14 protein-coding genes are annotated in these 20,502 nt (G+C 51.1%); 5 read left to right on the plus strand and 9 right to left on the minus strand.

What is annotated here, in order from left to right; genetic code table 11:
• Positions 1–32: 32 nt before the first annotated feature.
• Positions 33–326 (plus strand): hypothetical protein, encoded by a 294-nt coding sequence (locus ACN0YH_RS01125; RefSeq protein WP_417377714.1) that lies wholly within the window; start codon positions 33–35, stop codon positions 324–326.
• A 220-nt stretch (positions 327–546) separates the two neighbouring features.
• On the opposite strand, the gene ACN0YH_RS01130 is transcribed toward ACN0YH_RS01125, so the two are convergent.
• The 5 genes from ACN0YH_RS01130 to ACN0YH_RS01150 all read right to left on the minus strand — a co-directional run bounded on the left by ACN0YH_RS01130 (position 547) and on the right by ACN0YH_RS01150 (position 6,405).
• Positions 547–1,032, minus strand: a complete 486-nt coding sequence (locus ACN0YH_RS01130; RefSeq protein ID WP_417377715.1) for a T6SS immunity protein Tdi1 domain-containing protein — start codon at positions 1,030–1,032, stop codon at positions 547–549.
• A 256-nt stretch (positions 1,033–1,288) separates the two neighbouring features.
• Positions 1,289–2,311 carry a sialidase family protein gene (locus ACN0YH_RS01135; protein ID WP_417377716.1) on the minus strand — a complete coding sequence of 341 codons (1,023 nt, stop codon included), beginning with the start codon at positions 2,309–2,311 and terminating at the stop codon, positions 1,289–1,291.
• A gap of 20 nt (positions 2,312–2,331) precedes the next feature.
• Entirely contained in the window at positions 2,332–3,810 is a 1,479-nt protein-coding gene (locus ACN0YH_RS01140) for a neutral/alkaline non-lysosomal ceramidase N-terminal domain-containing protein (RefSeq protein ID WP_417377717.1), read from the minus strand.
• Positions 3,811–3,892: 82 nt separating this feature from the next.
• Positions 3,893–4,873: a hypothetical protein gene (locus ACN0YH_RS01145; RefSeq protein ID WP_417377718.1), complete on the minus strand. Its 981-nt coding sequence runs from the start codon at positions 4,871–4,873 to the stop codon at positions 3,893–3,895.
• A gap of 107 nt (positions 4,874–4,980) precedes the next feature.
• On the minus strand, positions 4,981–6,405 hold the full coding sequence (locus tag ACN0YH_RS01150; protein WP_417377719.1) for a sulfatase-like hydrolase/transferase: 1,425 nt from the start codon (positions 6,403–6,405) through the stop codon (positions 4,981–4,983).
• 313 nt (positions 6,406–6,718) lie between these two features.
• On the opposite strand from ACN0YH_RS01150, the gene ACN0YH_RS01155 reads away from it, so the two are divergent.
• The 4 genes from ACN0YH_RS01155 to ACN0YH_RS01170 all read left to right on the plus strand — a co-directional run bounded on the left by ACN0YH_RS01155 (position 6,719) and on the right by ACN0YH_RS01170 (position 13,770).
• Positions 6,719–8,695 carry a sulfatase gene (locus ACN0YH_RS01155; RefSeq protein ID WP_417377720.1) on the plus strand — a complete coding sequence of 659 codons (1,977 nt, stop codon included), beginning with the start codon at positions 6,719–6,721 and terminating at the stop codon, positions 8,693–8,695.
• Positions 8,692–9,321 carry a family 16 glycoside hydrolase gene (locus ACN0YH_RS01160; RefSeq protein WP_417377721.1) on the plus strand — a complete coding sequence of 210 codons (630 nt, stop codon included), beginning with the start codon at positions 8,692–8,694 and terminating at the stop codon, positions 9,319–9,321. The genes ACN0YH_RS01155 and ACN0YH_RS01160 overlap by 4 nt, the downstream gene beginning before the upstream one ends.
• A 300-nt stretch (positions 9,322–9,621) precedes the next feature.
• Positions 9,622–12,252: a DUF1549 and DUF1553 domain-containing protein gene (locus ACN0YH_RS01165; RefSeq protein WP_417377722.1), complete on the plus strand. Its 2,631-nt coding sequence runs from the start codon at positions 9,622–9,624 to the stop codon at positions 12,250–12,252.
• A 36-nt stretch (positions 12,253–12,288) separates the two neighbouring features.
• Positions 12,289–13,770, plus strand: coding sequence for a DUF1501 domain-containing protein (locus ACN0YH_RS01170; RefSeq protein WP_417377723.1), 1,482 nt, complete (start codon positions 12,289–12,291; stop codon positions 13,768–13,770).
• Between the two features lie 36 nt (positions 13,771–13,806).
• Here the strand turns inward: ACN0YH_RS01170 and ACN0YH_RS01175 are convergent, their stop codons facing one another.
• The 4 genes from ACN0YH_RS01175 to ACN0YH_RS01190 all read right to left on the minus strand — a co-directional run bounded on the left by ACN0YH_RS01175 (position 13,807) and on the right by ACN0YH_RS01190 (position 20,269).
• On the minus strand, positions 13,807–14,904 hold the full coding sequence (locus ACN0YH_RS01175; protein WP_417377724.1) for a WD40 repeat domain-containing protein: 1,098 nt from the start codon (positions 14,902–14,904) through the stop codon (positions 13,807–13,809).
• A complete protein-coding gene (locus ACN0YH_RS01180) occupies positions 14,901–16,163 on the minus strand; it encodes a DUF1501 domain-containing protein (RefSeq protein WP_417377725.1) in 1,263 nt (420 codons plus the stop codon). Before ACN0YH_RS01180 ends, ACN0YH_RS01175 begins: the two co-directional genes overlap by 4 nt.
• A gap of 37 nt (positions 16,164–16,200) precedes the next feature.
• The gene (locus tag ACN0YH_RS01185; RefSeq protein WP_417377726.1) at positions 16,201–17,880 is read right to left on the minus strand and encodes a DUF1549 domain-containing protein; all 1,680 of its coding nucleotides are present in this window, start codon (positions 17,878–17,880) and stop codon (positions 16,201–16,203) included.
• Between the two features lie 199 nt (positions 17,881–18,079).
• Positions 18,080–20,269, minus strand: coding sequence for a sulfatase-like hydrolase/transferase (locus ACN0YH_RS01190; protein ID WP_417377727.1), 2,190 nt, complete (start codon positions 20,267–20,269; stop codon positions 18,080–18,082).
• Between the last annotated feature and the right edge of the window lie 233 nt (positions 20,270–20,502).

Genomic DNA, 20,502 nt, shown 5'->3' on the forward strand with positions numbered 1-20,502 from the left:
TTCAGCGATTCAGCTTTATGGGATGACGCGCAATGACCAACATAGACCCTGATGCTCCTATCTTTGAAGAGGACTGGAATACCGACCAATCGGTAACCCGCAAAAAGCGATCCCCCCTCGAACGAACCATTGTCTGGGGGTTCATTTTCATAGCCCTGATTGTGGTGCTTATTGAAGGTAACGCCCGGTTTGGCTACTCCCAAACTCTGGCGCAAATGCAAAACCAAATGGACATGTCGGAGAAAGAGAAATACGACGCCAGCAAACGCGTGAGCCTGTTCAAAGAGGGAAAACCGTATCGGCGAAATACTGACAAACTAAAGTGATGCGTCAAATCAATCGAATTCATTTTTTGAAGCAGTACTGCCAGTATTCTTACTCGTTTCGCTCAGCTGGATCTGTCGAGATTCGAATAGACTGTGTCCAGTTTTACTGTAGAGTCTCCAGGTCCATTTGGCCCAGGTATATCAGATTGACAGACACTATGGTTATATGTGATGCGTTCTGCAAATGACTTTTCCTTTGGTCCGGCGAACAGTTACCACTTTACTCAATATCCTCGATCTCCACATCCGAAATCACTGTTCCTTCGGGGAGATCTTTCACCTGTTCATGGATCTGCCCCTGAATGCTGATGTAGACACTCACATCTGATGTCTCATAATTCTCCAGTTCGTCATTACCACCCAGCACGAGTGGCTGCTGATGACTGTAAACCTGGTTGGCTTCCAGCTGGATTCCGGCATCCCGTAATTCCAGCACTCGCGCGGGAAAGAAATGATCCGCTACAAACTCCGCATCAGAAAGCAGGTCCTCAAACGTAGTGCCATCCTCGGCAACTGTTCTGATCTCTCCTTCAATAACATCCACAAAATAGACGGCTCCTGAATCTCCTTGCGCAAATAAATCACCCAACGCAGTCAGCAGTACGGGCCGCATCGGTTCCGACATCGCCCAGGTCCAGTCTTGCAGTAACTCATCAATATCAACACCTTCAGGATTGATTGTCAGATCGTTCAAAGTAATTTCCATCGTAATCCTCACACCGCAAGTCGTCGTAATTAATAAATCTCTGAAGGCAGAGCGTTGCATAGGGGAGTCACGTTAACACGTCTATTTTCAGAGTGCAAATCACTTTTTTAGATTCTTAACTGTGTCCAGTTTTTCGGTCGCGTCTCCAGGGCTATTGGGCCCGAGTATATTAGATTGCGAAATGCTATAGTTAAATGTGATGCAATCTAACCGCCAATGACATCGAATCGGTAAAACCAGGGAACGCAGAGATCTGTCAAGAAGCATTATCCAGACGTTGAAGAGGGACTTTCAGAAAATGAACACCATCCCGGTTCATGAATACAGTGCCCATGTGTTTGCCATCGACCTGAATCGTTCGCGCAGAATAATAGCGGGCTGCTACAGGCGTGTCAGGCAACAGAAGTACGGTTCGACGCGTTTCCCATGTCTGTCCGTCATCGGTGGACAGGTTATAGGTCAGCCCCCGATTTTTCTGCCCCCTGCCCCACGTCACCAGAACGCGACCATCGGAGAGCGTCGTCAAATAACGACCTTCTGCATTATCCCGCTGATCCGGAACCGCGGGAAAGCCTTCGACCTTCTTCCAGTGCACGCCTTTATCAGTTGAACGCAGCAGCACAGGCCCCATCGCCAGTAATGAACCACCGGCAGTCTGCACAATCTGCTGGAACTCATGCTGAACTCCATCGGGGCCCACCAGCGGAAAGGCAATCAGTTCTCCCGTCGCTGGTTCAAACAACCGCGGCACGCCCACACGTAATGGTAACAGCCAGCGCCCCCCCTTCCAGGGCAACACATTATGCCGCACCGCTCCCAGATGTTTGCCATCAGCGGGACCAATCAGTCGCTGTTCACTCCAGCTGCGGCCCTGGTCATCACTGATGGAATACAGCAACGCACGTTCGTAATATCCGTCCTTCGCCTTATCATCGGCAATATAATTCCAGGTCACCAGAATGCGGCCATCTGGTAAAGTATCCACAGTCCCCGGATAGACTTCATACTTTTTCACCTCACGAATCACAGCCGGTCGTGTTGCCGAAGTGGCGATCGCTTTCGGCGTGGACCACGTCGCGCCCTGGTCGAGTGACCGCGAACACATCAGGACATTCGCCCCTTTATAAACCACAATCAATGTGCCATCTTGAGCCCGGCAGATTGAAGGATGAATGTGCCCCTGAATGCGTGCCGCCAGAATCGATACCGGCTTGTCCTCCCCAAATGCATGGGAACTCACCAGAAACATCAACAGTAGTATGTATCGAACGAGGAACATAGTCACACCCCTTTCAGAGCTCAATCCGCCTTGTTTTTGGTCGCTGCTTCCCGCAACAGTTTCAGAGCCGCTTCTACCAGCATTTCGCCACTGCCCGGTTGCACGTTGGAGTTCGTGACTTCATAACTCCCCCCTGCATAAGCGGCTCGGTGGGGAATGTAAATTGTTTCGACCGTATTCGACAGTTCCACAATGATTGTGGTTTTAAAGGGAGAAGCCTGTTTGATCGCCAGCCCCAATTCGACAAACACTTCACCGGGCAGACAGACAATGCCAACCTCATTTCCCATTGTTATCACCGTCACATCTACAGGTAGCGTCTCACCAGTGCCTGCCAATGAACGACTCAGCCCCCAGGTGATATGCTCAATCGTGTTGGCGTGCGGCTTTTTATGTCTGATCTGATCCAGAATCATTTTTTTATAGGCGGTCACATGCTCGAAGAAATCAACCTTGCCGCCATTGTGGGCAATCTCCAGGATTTTGATCGAACGCGCGACCTCTGCGGGGGAGGCATCCTGCAGAGGCAGTTGCACGACTTGAGAGCCAACCGTTAAGGTCGTGTTCTGCAGGGGGGGTAATTTGGGAAGCTGATCTGTAATGGAAGTACCCAGTGAGTTACCAATGAAATCGACTTTATTTCGCACCGGTGAAGCAGGATTCGCATGATTTATGTCACCACAACAACCGGTTCCAAAAATCGAAACCACATCCGGCCCGAATGCATCTCGCAAGCTGCGTTCAATGAAATACGGATAGTCCGCACTCCACTTCATCCCGCCGACCGTATCCAGATGTAAAGCGAAATTACTGATCACTCCTCTGTTCGTCCCCGATTCCGGGTCACGAATTGCCAGCAGGCCGATTTCCGTATCAATCGGGCCTGCGGCGCGAAGCACTTCCGGGTTCTTCAACGACTGCCAGGTTTTCACACTTCCGTCACGCATCACAAAACGACGGTTGAAGGCGACCGGCGTCTCTTGTGTGGCACTCCCTGTCGCCAGTACAGCCGGTTGCGCATTCTCATTTGCCTGTTCTACTGCCGCCACCGGACCGTGGATCAGTTTTTCGATGTACTGTTTACGCAGTGTCTCCTGCGATTCCTTGCCCAGATACAGATATAATTCCTTCATGTAGTCTGGCGCGGTATGGGAATGTGTGGCAGCGACGACGATATTCTGAGCAGGAATCCCCGTCTTTTCAGCAGCAATTCGTCGTATTTCTTTCGACAGATCTGTCGCGATACCAATTAAATCACAAACCACGAGGGCAGCCGCTGTTTCCCCCTCGCGGAATACAACCGCTTTGGCTTTGAGCGGATCAATCGTCCCCTCTGCCAGTCGTTCGTGATAATAACCGGCCATCGGAAAACCGACCGGCGGCGTGATATCAACTTCCGCGACCCCCACTTTGATATCTGTGTTAGAGTCTGCAGAACTAACGGCATAACCGGTCAGAAGAAAACTAAGAAAAGCAATCATTCGAAAAGTAGACAGCATGGAACAGGTGCCTTTAGTGATTGGTCAGGTGGTGGTAAACAGGCGAGCGATGCGTCAACGCTACAGTACAACGGGACACAGTCTAATCGTCACGTAATGCTTTAAACTGCTGGTAGCTCTTCCAGGCAATTCGCTGCAGGTCGGCTCGATCTTTGGAGGAGAAGTTCGTTGTAATCGGATTTCCATCCCGGTCCTTCGTCCGATCTTTATTGTCCAGAAAGCGGATGTCGGTAATCGAATCCACGGGCAGACCTTCCGGGCTTTGATCGAACAATGCCGCATACAGACAACAGGCTGTCAGATAAGCCATCGTCTGATTCAGATGCGCGTCGTTGATGAACCGCAGTGTCAGATCAGGACGTTCTGTCTGACAATAAAAACCCGCCAGCGACATCGGCGCGGCACTCGCATCGACTTGTTTTGCCAGCGCCGCAATGGCTTTCGCCTTCTGCATCACTGCTGCAGATTCAGGGGCTTTCTTTAAAGCCTTCGCGTTTTGCGTATTCGGCGTCGTTTCATATAGAATTACACGAGCACCCTGCTTTTTTGCCAGCGCTGCAAATCGGGGAGCATATTGCGCATACAGTGAGTCAGCCCCTTTCAGGTCATCACGGTATGACTGCAGAATGACGACATCCCATTTCGGGTGTTCCTGATCCAGATCTTTCAATAACTGGCGATGCCGTTTCAAAGCCGCAGCAGCGTACCGATTCTTGGGATCTTTCGCAGCTTTCTCCAGAGCCGCAATGGTCTGTTTCTCTTCGTCTGGTGTCAGCTCATGCAGCTTGACAAAGTTTTGCGAACCCAGATTCCAGTGATCGACCAGGCGTCGCCCGCCATAAATCACAGTAGTTGGTTTGAATGTCAGATCCGGATGGCCTGCTTCTGCCATCTTCTTCACAACCTGTGCCAGATTGTGCCGTGCCGTGTAACTGTTTCCGATGAAGAGTACATTCAGCGTCTCTGGTTTATCCCCCTTGCCTGCCTCAGCGTCTGAAACCAGGGACACGGCAAGGAAACAGAGACACAGAAAGGATGCAAATAATCGCAGTTTGATTTTCATGATTCGATCTCGTTACTGGCTCGGCAGGATAAAGAGGAAAACGACCTCTTCATTATGAGCAGACTTCAGTACCGAGTCAAAGGACTTGTCTATGAACCCTTCCTTGCTCACTTTTTCGCAGCAGGTCGCCACGCCGGATCGCCAGCGTCGACTGGTAGAGCCCTGTTCCAGTTAACGACCGCTTGCTTCAGTCGCGCAACAATCTCAGGATAATCGTCTGCCCGGTTCTGCGTCTCGGAAACATCCGCTTCCAGATCATACAATTGGACACCGTTTCCATTATAATTCACATAGAACTTCCATTTCCCGTCGCGGACGGACAGATCGGGATTTGGCTCCTCTTTCGTCCCCGGCCGATCAGGTGGACGTCGCCAGAAAAGGGGCGCATTGCGACCTGCTTTGTTTTTCCCGAGCAGCGTCTCTGCCAGATCTTCGCCATCCAGCGTCACACCAGCCGGTAGCTTCGTTCCGGTCAGCGTGTAGAGCGAACGGTTAACATCCAGCGCAGAGAGAACCGAATTTGTATTCGTCGTACCGACTGCGGCGGGATGTACCAGCCCCGGACCCCAGACGATCAGAGGCGAGCGGACGCCTCCTTCATACAACCAGGTCTTCGCCCCTCGTAACGGCTCAGCCAGTCCTGCTCCTTCTTCCGGTCCATTATCTGATGCAATCAATATCAGTGTATTGTTCTTCAGGCGTTCATCATGGCGAACCCGATCAAACAGCAGTCCCAGTTGTTCATCCATGGCTTCGAGCACGGCGTAATACAAGGCCCGCTTACTCTCATCGGTGGCATCGCGCAGAACTTCAGGGGGAAAGAACGGAGAGTGCACATCATCGGGCCAGAGGTTCAGGAAGAAAGGTTGACCGGCTTTCTCGGCGTGATCGATAAACGTCAACGCGTCTTTCACAAAAGCAGCCGTCACGACAGAACGGTCTTCCCAGTAAATCGGTCCTAGACCAAGATCGGCAGACCCCAGGTCGTGTCTCTTCGGCGGTTTACCATCATAGGCATCTTTTAAAGGGAGCACTCGTGGCCCCAGTCCTTCAAAATTTGTCAGACTGCGATCAAAACCGTATTTTGTAATCAAGGGCGCATTCCCGACATCCCGCTGTCCGCCCATATGCCATTTTCCAAAGTGCCCGGTAGCATAGCCTGCCTGATTCAATTCCCGCGCCAGCACCGGCGCAGCTGGATCCAGCCACTGCGCCAGACCTCGATCTCTGTTCGCCTGGCGACGAGCCAGATAAGAAGTAATCTTCCAGCGTTGTGGATACTGCCCTGTGGTCAAAGCCACACGTGACGGCGAACAGATGGGTGAATTCACATAGAAATTAGTAAAGCGGATCCCTTCACTCGCCAGGTGGTCAATATTTTCCGTTTGTGTCACCTTCCCTCCATAACAGGAGAGATCGCTCCAGCCCATATCATCAATGAAGACGGTAATAATATTGGGCTTTATGGATTCAGCATAACCCAGCGTCGTCAACAGTTGCAGAAACAGAAGCACTTGGAAAACATTTCGCATGGAATCGGTCCCAGGAATTATCAATCAGTCTTACGAGATCTTTGAGAATTCAACGATCGTGCATGCTGGATTAGCATATGATGTGTCAAACAACTTATTCTAACAACTCACGTGCTGAGTTTACATCATTGGGCTCCAATCTCACCCCTCATTTTTTTAACCTCATTTTCGAATTCAATGAAGGAAATCTGTTTTGAGCAACAGTTTTCAATTCGAATGTAGTTTCCATCGAATTGCTCTGGTAGAATGTGAGCCCGGCAGAATGTTTACCTCTAATAACCCCAATGCAGCGTTTTCCATTCAGAGGGATATAATGCAACGATTCCTGATAGTTTTACTTTGTATGACAGCAGTCAGTTCTGCTGAAACCATAGCAGCTGACAGCCCCCCTAATGTTGTCCTGTTTCTCGTCGACGACATGGGCTGGATGGACAGTGAACCGTATGGTTCCCGCTATTACGAAACGCCTAATATGTCGCGACTCGCAAAACAGTCGATGCGATTTACCAACGCCTATGCGACTCCCCTCTGCTCTCCTACACGCGCTTCGATCCTGACAGGCCAGTACACATCCCGACACGGCGTCACCAGCGCGACAGGACATCGTCCCCCGCAGCCCGAGAATTTTAAATACCTGCCGAAAGCCGCACCTCCGAACCAGAAGTTACGCATGCCCGTCAGTAAAAACTATCTCGATCCAGAGCAATATACGATTGCCGAAGCATTACGTTCCGCCGGTTATCGCACGGGGCACTTTGGGAAATGGCACCTGGGTCTGACCACCCCGCATCGCCCCGATAAACAGGGATTCGAAACCGTTTGGCATTGCGCACCCGATCCTGGTCCGCCGAGTTACTTTTCCCCATACGGAGTTGCTCCGACAGGCAAACCGACGGCTCAGCACCGGGTAGGAAACATCACCGACGGACCGGACGGCGAACACATTACCGATCGTCTGACCAGTGAAGCCATCCAGTTTATAGAGGCACATCGCAGCGAACCCTTCTTTCTGAATCTCTGGCATTATTCGGTACATCGCCCCTGGCAACATAAAGAAGAATACACAGCCGAATTTGCAAAGAAACAGGACCCGCGCAAAGAACAACGCAATCCCGTGATGGCATCCATGCTCCGTAATGTCGATGAAAGCCTGGGACGCATCCTGAATAAACTGGACGAGCTGAAACTGGCTGACAACACCCTCTTCATTTTTTATTCCGATAACGGAGGCAATGCTCACAGTTGGAGTAGCGATGATCCGAAACTAAAGAAGATCACCGAAAAACATCCTCTGTATCAAACCATTAATAGCTATCGCAAATGGGCAGGCGGAGAACCACCTACGAATAACGCCCCCCTGAAGGAAGGTAAAGGCCGGATCTATGAAGGAGGACAGCGTGTTCCACTCATGGTCCGCTGGCCCGGCCACATTCAACCTGGTACCACTTCTGACGCAATTGTGGGTCCCATTGATCTCTACCCGACGATCCTTGCTGCATTAAATCTGCCACATCCGAAGTCTCAGATCATTGATGGCGAATCGTTCCTGCCAGTTCTGGAACAGACGGGACAACTCAAGCGAACCGCTTACTTCACCTGGTTTCCACACCTGATTCCCGCGGTCTCTGTTCGACAGGGAGACTGGAAACTGATCCGTCGCTTTGAACCGCATCGCCTCTATCCCGAGGTGCGCGAACTCTATGATCTGAAAGCCGACATCTCTGAAACCAAAAACCTCGCAAGCCTGAACCCGGACAAAGTCCGCGAACTCGATGCGTTAATCGACGAATTCGTTAAGGAGACCGGCGCGCTCTATCCCCAACCCAATCCCGCTTATAAACCGCGACCTGCCAATATTGCCAACAAGGGGGGAGATCCAGAGCGGGGTCTGGTTCCTAAATTCTCGAAAATCAAGCTGATTGATGGAGCATTGAGAATGGAAGCCGATGGTCGCAAGCCGTTTCTAGGTACGGCCCAGGTCAAACAGATTGGCCCGCTGACACTGAAGATGCGTTTGCGCAGTACCGCCGGCGGTGACGGAAGCATCACCTGGAAAACCGCAGAGCAGACAACGTTCCCCAGGCAGGGACAGACGATCAAGTTTCAACTCGCTGCGAGTGACGACTGGCAGGAGGTCAAGCTTGACTTACCCGTCACCGGAAAAACAGGCATCGTCAGAATCTATCTACCTGTCGAGTCAGGTCCACTCGATATACAATCCATTCATTTCCAGACAGCGAAGACAAAGAAAAACATTCGTATCTGGGACTTCAAGGGAGCAAAGCCTTGATTCAATCTCGACTCATCTCATCCTTACTGCTGTTTTCATTCTGCCTGATGTCTGAATTACAACACACATCTGTCTCCGCTGCAGAAACAATACTGGCGGAAACGTTCCAGACACCACTCTCCAAAGACTGGTTCTGGGGACTGGGAACCTGGAACACCAAAGACGGTGTGCTGCGGGGTTATGAATCCGGTCCCCGCCGTCATGGCCCGGTGAAACTCCGCCGTTTCGAATTAAATGATGGCGTGGTGACATACGATTTTCGACTTGAACGGGGGGCGCAGGCTGCAGGGATCATCTTCAATGGTTCCCAGGAACGGGGACACCTCGTCCACGTATTGATGACGCCAAAAGAAATCCGCATTCTGGCTCACGCAAAAAGAGGAGAATCCACGGACCTGTTGAGAGAAAAGATCACGCTTCCTGAACAGGAATGGCACTCGGTCAAGATTATGTTTCAAGGGCCAGAGGTCAAAGTAAACTTTAATGGGAAATCGTGGTCCGTTAAACATCCCGCCATCGGTGAAACGAAACAGAATTTCGGCTTCGGTGGGAATTCCGGAGGCCCTACGGGGGAAAAGGCGGGCGCCATTGAGTTCAGAAACTTGAAAATTCAGACGCTGAGATGAAACCATAATCAGAGTAGATCATTTAAAAATCAGATCCGAAGTACCATACAGGCAGAATCTTTTTTGTTCTCAGCAGACCGCTTCCTTATCCGATTCTTCTGGCATTTTCACAATATTCTGCTATAATAAATAAAGTATCTTTTTGAATTACCAGATAACGATTTACAGAGGGTACGTTTTCCTGCCTTAAACCTCGCCGGATACGTGGGTTAAATACTCGCGATATCACTCATTAACAAGCCTGATTCCACCACCAGCGTTCATTTATTTTGCGATCGCGCAGAACTTAATTGGTTTACTATGAACGGATTTCACAGATACTTTTCGATCTGCCTGCTGCTGCTTGGCACTCTGACATCGACCCCCGCCTGGGCTAACCCGGCCAACCGCCAGTCCTTCGTCCGTTACTTCGGCGAATACCTGCCCGCGAATCTGAATTCCTGCAGTGTCTGTCATGTCGGTGCGCATGCGGAAGGCGCAGAATCACTCGAAGACTTCCCTCACAATCCTTTCGGCAATCAGTTACGACAGGAAGCAGACAAACTGCTCAAAGCAGAACGTGATCCTGAAATTGAATTGCGGCTCAAACTACTGTCCGAAGCAGACGCCGACAACGACGGGTATTCCAATCTACAGGAAATCCTGTTCGGCACTGCACCTGGCGATAAAACAAAATTCCCGGATACCAAAGCAGCTGAGAAGTTAAAACAGTTGACTGCTGATTTTAGGGAATACAAAAGCCGTTATGCCTGGAAGCCATTCAAGCCAGTGAATCGCCCCGGAGTCCCACTGATCAAAGACACCAACTGGGCTCGCAATCCCATCGACCATTTCATCGCCGCCGGTCATGAACAGGAAGGACTGCAACGCGCGAAAGAAGCCAGTCCGGAGATTCTGCTGCGACGCGTCTATCTCGATCTCATCGGACTTAACCCGACTCCTGCTGAGATTCAGGATTTCCTCAAGGAACAGAAAACCAATCCACAGGCTTACGAAGACGTAGTCACACGTCTGCTGAACCATCCCGCTTACGGCGAGCGTTGGGGACGTCACTGGATGGATGTCTGGCGGTACAGTGACTGGGCCGGATACAAACAAGCTCTCAGAGAGAGCCAGCGTCATATCTGGCACTGGCGGGACTGGATCATCGAATCGCTCAATGCCGACAAAGGCTACGATCAGATGCTGGTCGAAATGCTGGCCGCCGATGAATTAAAACCCGATGACTGGGATACGCTTCGTGCCACCGGTTATCTGGCACGAAATTATCACTCCCAACGTGACCAGTGGATGGATGACGTGGTCAAACATACCTCGCAGGCATTCCTCGGAATCACAGTGGGTTGTGCGAAATGCCACGACCATATGTATGACGAAATAGAACAACGTGAATATTATGAAATGCGGGCTATCTTTGAAACGTACCATGTACGTACCGATCGTGTCGAAGGTGTGCTCGATACAGCCAAGAACGGCATCCCCCGTGCTTACGACAAATCGGTAGCAGCCAAAACCTGGTTGTTCGAAAAAGGGGATGAACGCCGCCCCGTCAAAGAAGAAGTTATTCCTCCCGGGATTCCCACCTTCCTGGGCGGAGAATTTAAAGTCACCCCCGTTTCGCTTCCGATGGTTGCCAGTCAACCTGCACGACGTGAATCGGTCAAAGGTGACCTGCTGACACACGCCAGAAAAATGATGGAGCAGGCCAAAGCGAAAGAACAGCGAGTCGCTGCGGAGAGCGAACTGGCAGTGCTGGAGGCTCAGTTTGCCATTGAGGAAATGGAATCAAACGGCGACAAGAAATCTGATAAATGGAAAGATGCCGCCCTAAATCTGGTCAAGCTGCAGAGACAATCTGCCCTTGAAAATGCCCGATGGAACCTGATGACCGCAGAGCAGGAACAACAAGCGGCACAACAGGCATTGGAAAAAGCGGAAGCCAAAAAGAAAAAGTCCGTCATTACCAAAGCAAAACAACGGTTAAAAAAAGCTGAGCAACAACATAAAACCGCTGAGACGGCTCTCAAAAAAGCAGAAACGGATTCCAAAGCCAAGCTGACCATAAAATACACGCCGCGCAAGCAGCCCGTCTATCCTAAATCCAGTTCAGGCCGTCGGCTCGCATTTGCCCGCTGGCTGACAGATGGCAAAAACCCTTTGACAGCACGTGTCGCCATGAACCATATCTGGCTGCGTCACTTCGGCCAGCCAATTGTTCCCACCGTCAACGAGTTCGGCGGAAACGGTCGCGGCCCGACACATCCTGCTCTGCTCGACTGGCTGGCAGCAGAACTGGTTAAGCAGGATTGGAGTATGAAAGAAATGCACCGCCTGATTGTCACCAGTTCCACTTATCGTATGGCGGGGACAGGAGCTGAGGAAAACCACAAAATCGATCCTGACAATAAATACTACTGGAAAAAATCTTCCATGCGGATGGAAGGGGAAATCGTCCGCGACAATCTGATATTCATTCCCGGTCGTCTCGACCCACAACTGGGCGGCCCTGATATCGATAACACCCAGGCCCAGGATTCCGTCCGTAAAAGCATCTATCTCAGACATGCCCATGAAAAGCTGGTGGAATTCGTTCAGATATTTGATGGTCCCAGTGTTACTGAATGCTATATGCGCGACATGAGCGTTCAACCTCATCAGGCACTCGCCATGGCGAATAGCAAACTGACTTTTCAGGCGACTGAAGCGTTGACACAAAAACTGCTCAAACAGACATCAGGCAAAATTGATAACTTCATCCAGCAGGCGTTCCTCAGCATTTTATCCCGCCATCCCGATGCCGCTGAACAGAAAATGTGCCGTGAATTCCTGACTCATGCTTCTGAATCCAGCGACATCAAACCATCAACAGACCAGTTTCAGCAATTGATCACCGTCCTGTTCAACCATAATGATTTCGTTACGATCCGCTGAGGATCCACGTTGACTGATAACAGAAAGACATTCACTATGTCACACATGCCTCACACAAATCGCCGTCGATTTCTGACCGACACCGGAATGGGTATGACCGGTATGGCCATGACTTCGCTCCTGTTTCAACAAGGCGAACTGCAGGCTTCCGCTCCCGGAGAAGGTCGCCACCTGGCTCCCCGCGCCAAATCAGTCATCTGGATTTTTCTGATTGGCGGACTCAGCCATCTGGAAAGCTTCGATCCCAAGCCGGCACTCAACAAGTATGCTGGAAAATCAATCGAAGAAACACCGTTTGCGGATACGGTTCTCAATAAGGACAAAATCAACAAGGTCCTGCTTGATCCCTCCAAGCAGAAACGAAAGATCTATAAATCACTGATGCCGCTGCAGACCGGCTTTAAACAGTACGGCGAAAGTGGTCTCGAAATCAGTGACTGGTTTCCGCATATGGGATCTTGTGCCGACGACCTGACGCTGGTTCGCTCCATGTGGACCATCGATAACAACCACGGTGCCCAGCTCACTTATCACACCGGTCGTAAAATTACCGAAGGCGCTTTCCCGACAGTTGGCTCATGGATCAGTTATGGCCTGGGTACAGCCAATCAGAACCTGCCACATTATGTCGTATTGGGAAATCCCAGTGCTGACTGCTGTGGAGCCGCCTGGACACACGGTTCTTCTTATCTTGGTCCAGAACATGCCGGCGTTCGCTTGAAAGTCGATCCCAAAGCACCACTCTCTTTTGTCCGCTCTGCAGATAAATCATTGACGTCCACTGAGCAACAGGAAATGTTCGGCCTGCTCGGAAAACTCAATCGACAGACAGGCATCCATTACCCCGATGATAAAAACCTGCAGGCACGAATCAAATCCTACGAACTGGCCTTCCAGATGCAGTCCGCCGTTCCCGATGTTATGAATTTTCAGGAAGAAACCCAATCTGTGCAGGACCTGTATGGTCTCGGCGACTCTTCCACGAAAGCCTTCGGTGAAAAGTGTCTGGCAGCCCGCCGTCTGAGCGAACAGGGAGTCCGTTTCATCCAGTTGTTCCACGGTTATCGTGGTAATGCCGGTGCCTGGGATTCCCATCGTGATATCAAACGCCTGCATTCAAGGCTTGCCAAAGAAGTGGATCAGCCGATCGCCGGTCTCATCAAAGACCTGAAACTGCGTGGTCTGCTGGATGAAACGATGGTTGTCATTGGTTCCGAATTCGGACGAACTCCGGGTGCCGAATACCGCGAAAGCAATAAAACCGTTGCCGGTTCCGGCCGCGATCATCATCCGCATGGCTTCAGTATCGCCATGGCAGGAGGTGGCATCAAAGGTGGTCATGTTCATGGTGCCACGGATGAACTCGGTTTCCATGCTGTGGAGAACCGACATTACGTCACCGACCTGCATGCGACGGTACTGCATCAGATGGGGCTCGACACGACCCGCCTCAATTATCCCGGTCGACAACGCCTCGAACGCGATTACGGCGAAGTCATCCACGATATTATCGGCTGATTCATAAAAATACAGAGCGTCAGAACAGCAAGTTCGTCAGGCTTGTTTCTTTTTCGCTTCTGCGGTCATCCGATAAACGCGAATAGCACTGTCAGAGTGCGCCACGATCAGGTGCCGGGCATCGCTCAAAAGGTCCAGCCCCCGGGCAGCCGCTGGCAGTTTCATCGTATGGAAAAACTCACTTTCCTCCGGCTTCCGGAACCACAGCTCACCTTTGCCACTCCGGTTGGCACCGGCGCCAATCAGAAACCCATCGGGATGGTACCGCACGCCCCAGGCAATTCCCTGAAACGTTTTCTCCGGCTTGAGCTTTGTTTTCTCTTGACCGGTTTTCCAGTCAAACAACATGATTATCGGGTCCTGAACTCCTGCGAAGGAATTCACCACGTTGGTGATACCAGCCGTCGCCAGTTCACTTCCATCAGGGCTGAACTGCAGATCTCTCGCCCCTCCCATATCAGCGGCAAACTTTTTATCGTAACCGGTCATCAGACTCGCATCGATACTGCGTGCCTGCTTCCCACTCTCCAGGTCCCAGATATAGATTACGCCCATCAGATCCTGCGACACCAGCTGTTTCCCCTGTGGGTGGAAATCAACCGCATACACGTGTCGTTCATGACCTGCGAAACTCTGCAGCAGCTTACCGGTTTTCAGGTCCCAGAGTTTAACCAGCAGATCATTTCCACAGGTCGCCAGTTTAGTCTGATCTGGAGAAACACGAACCCAGCGAGCCGACCCTTTGTGGGCCGGAATTGTCATTTTGGCTTTCGGTTCAGCTTCCTGTAGATCCCAGACCTTAATATCCCCTCCCCAGCAGGCAGAGAAGAGCGTATTGCCGTCAGCCGAGAAATCAAACGATCTGACCCAGCTCGTATGCCCTTTCAGGGTCCGTTTCGCTTTTGTCTTATAGTCCCATACATGGATATCCAGGTCTTCTGCGCCAGCCACAACAAAGCGACTTGTCGGATCAACTCTGCAGGAAGTCAATGGAACCGTATGCTTGAGTTCGACAACCGCGTGCGTTTTCACTGGATCAATGGCATCATAATCCACTTCTGGTTTCCGCGCTTCGATTGCATCATCCAGAATCGGCTTTTCAGCTGCAATGGGTTGGTTGTTATTGACACTCATGCTAACAACTCCTTGATGGATTCCGTCGCGGGATCACCGATGGGCACCGAACGTCCCGCGATTTCGTGGTCGCCTGTGGAGTCGATTCCCAGAGCCTGCAGGTAGGTGTGAAACAGGTGCCCCGCATCCACTTCACGATCTGCGACCGCTGTCCCCTTGTCATTGGTTTTCCCGATGATCGCACCGGGTTGAATGCCACAACCGCCCAACGCAATTGACCAGGCGGTACCCCAGTGATCGCGTCCGTAACGCACGTTGATTTTAGGTGTTCGCCCAAACTCCGAATAGACCATGACCAGCGTACTTTCCAGCATGCCTCTTACATGCAGGTCATCCAGCAGCATCGAAAACGTTTTATCGAACTCCCCCAGTTGTTCCAGGTGAAAATTAAAGTTCTCCGCATGAGAATCGTATCCGTGATGGGTTACCTTCACGCAGGTCGCGTTATTCTCCAGCAATGTTCTCGCCAATAGACAGTTTCGACCGAAATCATGCTTCCCATAACGTTCCAGGTCTTTATCCGCAGGAGCTTTTTCAAAGAAGGTCTTACGGGCCATCAGTTTTTCTGCCTGCTGGAATGAAGCATCGAATGTTTCCGTCATCGCTTTGGGACGCCCTGCCCGAAACTGGCTGTTGAACTGTTGGCGAAGTTCCATTCTTCGTGTCGCCGCGGTGGGTGCCAGTCCTTTTGGTAATGACAGATTTTTCGGTGGAGTGACTCCCTGAAATTTCAATTGAGCATGCTTGGCCCCTAGAAACGCTGAGGTACTGTCAGACAATCCCCGCGTCGAAATATGAATATATCCAGGCAACTCGGCTTTCTCAGGCGCCAGATATTTCGAAGCGATGGAACCCACGTAGGGATATTCGCCGGCCCGTCTGCCTTTTTCCATAAACAGGCGGCCTTGCCTGTGATCGTTGGTTTTCAGATTGATGCTACGAACAATCGAAAGGTGATGCATCCGCTGCGCTGTGTAAGGCAGCAGTTCTGAAATATGCATGCCTGGTACAGATGTCGGAATCGCACGGAAGGGGCCTCCGAATTCTGTCCCCGGTTTGGGATCCCACGATTCCAGTTGGCTGACGCCTCCCTGCAAATAGACCTGCAGAATACGTTTATGCTGCCCGTCGACCTGTTCTGCAACCAATGGTGAGCCCGATATACTGAATGCCAGCGCGCCGCTCGCGGCCCCCGCCAGAAACTGACGCCTGGCTACACGGTGATCAAGCTGCTGACAGCCTTGATTTCTCTGCATCATTGGTCTTTCTGCTATCAAGGGAGAAGGTGTTATTGAATCAATGATTGAACCGAAATTCGTCAGATGCCAGTGCCGCCCAAACCAGTTCTAGAATCCCCTGATGGGTTTCCTGCTCACTCGCTTTTAAAAATTCGACCACCTGTTTGGTTTCGAACTCGTCAGGGAAACGGGAAAAGATGGCAAGATACAATTCCTCGGCGACTTGCGGACCACTTTCGAGTTTCTTCAACCGCGCCGTCAGATTATTTCCACCTGGTACCAGCCAGGATTGGATTAACGGCCCGTTTAAAAGAAACAATGCCTGATTTGCGGAAGCATCAAACCGGGACGATTGCGCCCCCACAGTGCCAAAAGTGACCGTAAAAGAATTGACGTTTCTCCACAGAGCATCGTGCAATGCTTCTTCCTGCCAGCGTGCCTCGGCTGTGATTTTGACGCCATTTTCAGGATCGTCTTTTATTTTCTTTGCTTTCAGGCCGACAAGTGTTCTCTTTGTCACTTCTGTCGCCTGCATCATCGACCAGGCCAACTGCTCAGGCGACAACGGTTTCAACAGGCCGACTCGATAATCTGGTTCGTCAGTCGATTCTGAATCCGGTTGTCTGTGACTGCTCCGCTGATAGGTCTTCGTCAGCGCCAGTTCACGGATCAGATACCGCAGATCGTAGTCCCGTTCCTGTAATCCGGCCGTCAATAGCTTGAGGACTTCCGGATGAGTTGGTGGATTATCGGAATGCCACATATCGAGCGGTTCGACCAGGCCTCGGCCCATCATCAGCGCCCACAGACGATTGACGATATTATTCTGGAACGCCTGATTTTCCGTGCTGGTAATCGCATCCGCCAGTTGCAGCCGACGACTGTAAACTGGTATCGAACGCACATTCTTGGCCGGCTTGACTTTGTAAGGTTCTTCAGGCTTCTCGGGATCAGGAATTTCAGGCAGATCCAGCACACGGGGGGCCGTCTTACCTTCTTCTTTCGTGAAGACAGAGGTAAATTCCACTTGCCCTTCGGCCTTCTCACCGATCGAAGTTTTTTTTGTTTTCGGATCTCTGAACAGATAGCTGCGACTTAAAAACGCATTCAGCCCATGGTAGTGACGTTGCAGATAATCATTCACATTCGGATGATCATGGCATTGGGCACATTCTAAATCGCGTCCCAGGAACATACGCCCCAGATCGCGGGTGACCTGCTCGGCTTTTAATTCTCGATCCAGCAGAAACTTGGCAGCCGGTCGGGTCTTCTCATCCGTGCCATCGACGGTCAACATTTCTTGAACCAGGTCATCCCAGTGCCGGTTCTCAAGAAATGACTCTCGCAGATAATTTTGCCAGTCCTTTGCAGGGACATGTTTATCGGGATGACGTTCCATCAGCATTGTGTCAAACACATACTGCATCCGCCGGGCATACTCTGGAGATGCCAGCAGGCGATCGATTTCCTGAATGCGTTTGTCTGCAGAGGAATCGGCATAGAACGCGCGCACTTTCTCTGCGGAAGGAATCGTGCCGGTCAGATCCAGCGTAATGCGCCGCAAAAATGTCGCATCATCTGCTAAAGCGGCAGCCTGTTGATCGAACTGTGGATCGCCAGCACTCAGAGCAGCATCAAGCCGCTCATGCAGAGCAGTTTCTGCTGACGCCGGTGAGACTATAACAGCGATCAGGATCGTGGAAAACGTGAGCAGTTTCAGGTTGGAACGTAAGCTCATAAGATCACGCGATTCAGGCAGGAAGTAATATGGGGGACCAGTTAACACCATGCATCAACTGGCATTCATATGTTACCTGAATCTTGTTGCGAAATCAATTATTTTATGCGTAACCTGACATTTTTCAGGAAGTTCCATCACACAAGGAATTCCAGTGGGATCAGTGATTCCCCTAAAAACATGCAGATCTCCTGCTTTATCAACGCTTACCATACACGGGTGGTTTCCAGCCCTTGGGGAGTCGTCCCTGTGGTCGTACACCGTATGCGTCTGCGGGGATCGGATGATCTTGGGCTGTCTGCAGCGGCAGATCATCGGGCAGATGCTTGATCTTGAAATCCTTGTACTGGATTTTCATCTGGGGTCCCACATGGACCTGAACTGCCAGTACGCCTTCGAGGGCACGTCCTTTTTCATCCAGATCAATCAGATCTGCTGTCTGATGTCCATCAATCCAGTGCTGATGATGATTGCCTTGCACCAGCACCCGGAAATCATGCCACTCATCGGGAGCAAATGATTTTACCGGAATTTTCCCCACTACCCAGGGTTGCCCTTCAGGATCAATGACAACCTTCTCCCCGGTATGCGAGAGAATCCGACGCCCCTTCTCCTCATAGAGCATACCGTTATAGTTCGGATTATTGGCAACCACATCGCACTGATAGCCGGTCACTATGTCCAGCCCCAGATCAGGTCGCGATTTACCCCGATACTGTAACCCGCTGTTACCGCCCGCTGTTACTTTGACTTTGACCCTCAAGTCGAAATTGCGAATTGTGGAATCCTTCCAGGTGATGAACCGGTTCATCTTCAAGTTGCCGTCAGTCTTTCCTGTCAGAGCCCCCTCTTCCACAGACCAGAATTGCGGATCACCGCTCCAGTGACGCAATGTCTTGCCGTCAAACACACGGACGAAGCCCGCCGAATCAGGTTTGGTTCCCACAGCAGCACTAGCAACCGGATGCGGTGCAGTCGAATCAGTAAATTTCCCCTTTAACGGATCGAGAGGCCCGCCCAGTTCGTTCACGCGGCTGGCTGTCCGCTCACGCATTTCTTTTAATGTGTCCTGAAACTGTGGATGCCCTGCAAGATTCACCAGTTCATCGGGATCCTGTTTCAGATCGTGCAGAAACTCATGATCACCATGATCAAAATACCGCACGTATTTGAAGCGGTCATTCCGCAGACCTTCAAAAGCGGGAATACGATTTCGAACTGCAAAGTGCTCATGAAACGCTTCTTTTCTCCAGTTGCCAGGTGTCGTTCCCGTTACGATCGGCTGCAGACTGTGCCCCTGATAACGTTCGGGTATTTTGACTCCCGCCCAGTCCAGGAATGTGGCAGGCAAATCCAGATTCAATGCAGCTGCGCTCGTCACCTGGCCATGCTGTTCTGCGGGCACACGAGGATCGGCGATAATCAACGGAACATTCAACGCCTCTTCATAATGCGACCATTTCCCGGCAAACCCGCGATTTCCCATATAATATCCGTTGTCAGCCGAGTACACGATGATGGTATTCTTATCCAGGCCTGCTTCTTTTAAAGCCGCCAAGAAGCGACCGATGGCTCCATCGATGCCACTCACCATCCGGTAGTAGGCCCGCATATTGGTCTGGTATTTCTCGTCCGTATTCCACCGCCAGAAATAACGTTCCCGATTAATCGTTGTTTTGAGAAAATCAGGTTGCCCGTCAAAGATCTCTGGTGCGTTCAGGCGGGGCGGCGCAATCGTGACATCTTCATACATCCCATCCACGGCACGTGGCCAGGGAAAATGACCAATTCCGGGGCGACGGTCACTGTCTTCCGCATGACAGGCATTAAACCACATGTTTAATGCAAACGGCTTCCCTTTCGGTTGCGTTTTTAAAAACTCAATCCCCCGGTCGACAATCAGTTCGGTCTCATGCCGTAAACTGCCATCCGGCTGTTTTTTATAATATGGATTACGGCTGATCGCTTCGAATTCATCAAAGTGTTTTTCGCGTTGAAAGCCCTTCGGCATTTTCGCGTGCCATTTACCATAGTAGCCGACACGATACCCGTTCTCTCGCAAGAGGTCTGAATAAAGTGTCTCCACGGCTTCAGGCCGTGCCATCTCGGGATTGGCTGGCGTTCCATAACTGCGCCCTGTCAAGCCGGTCAGAATCGTCGTGCGGCTCACCCAGCAGATCGCCTGGCTGACGCAGGCATTCTCAAAACGTGTCCCTCGCGCTGCCAGCTCATCAATATTAGGGGTCTTGATCAACGGGTTGCCATAACAGCCCAGTGTGCTGGTGGTCTGATCGTCGGCAAAGAAAAAGACGATGTTTGGCTTATCGTCCGCATACAACGAACCGAAAGAAACAAAGAATAGTACAGACAGATGCAGGAATAATTTCATGGCTGTAGTTTCACTGATTTGAGTTTTGAAAAGTCCGGCTCTTCCATTCATGCCGACACATGGATACAAGCCGCTTCCTCCTGATGCGGATGCATTTAATACACTGTAACTGACCGGAAAGGCAAAGGCGACTCTCCTCTCTGAAAATTCAGACCTCCCCGAATCAAAGACTTGTAACGGGGGGGAACAGAACTGTAGAATAGTAAATCTACTTTATTAAACCTGCCTGCCGT

Origin of the sequence: Gimesia sp. (genome assembly GCF_048262075.1) — a bacterium.
In the GTDB taxonomy this organism is placed as follows: Bacteria; Planctomycetota; Planctomycetia; order Planctomycetales; family Planctomycetaceae; genus Gimesia.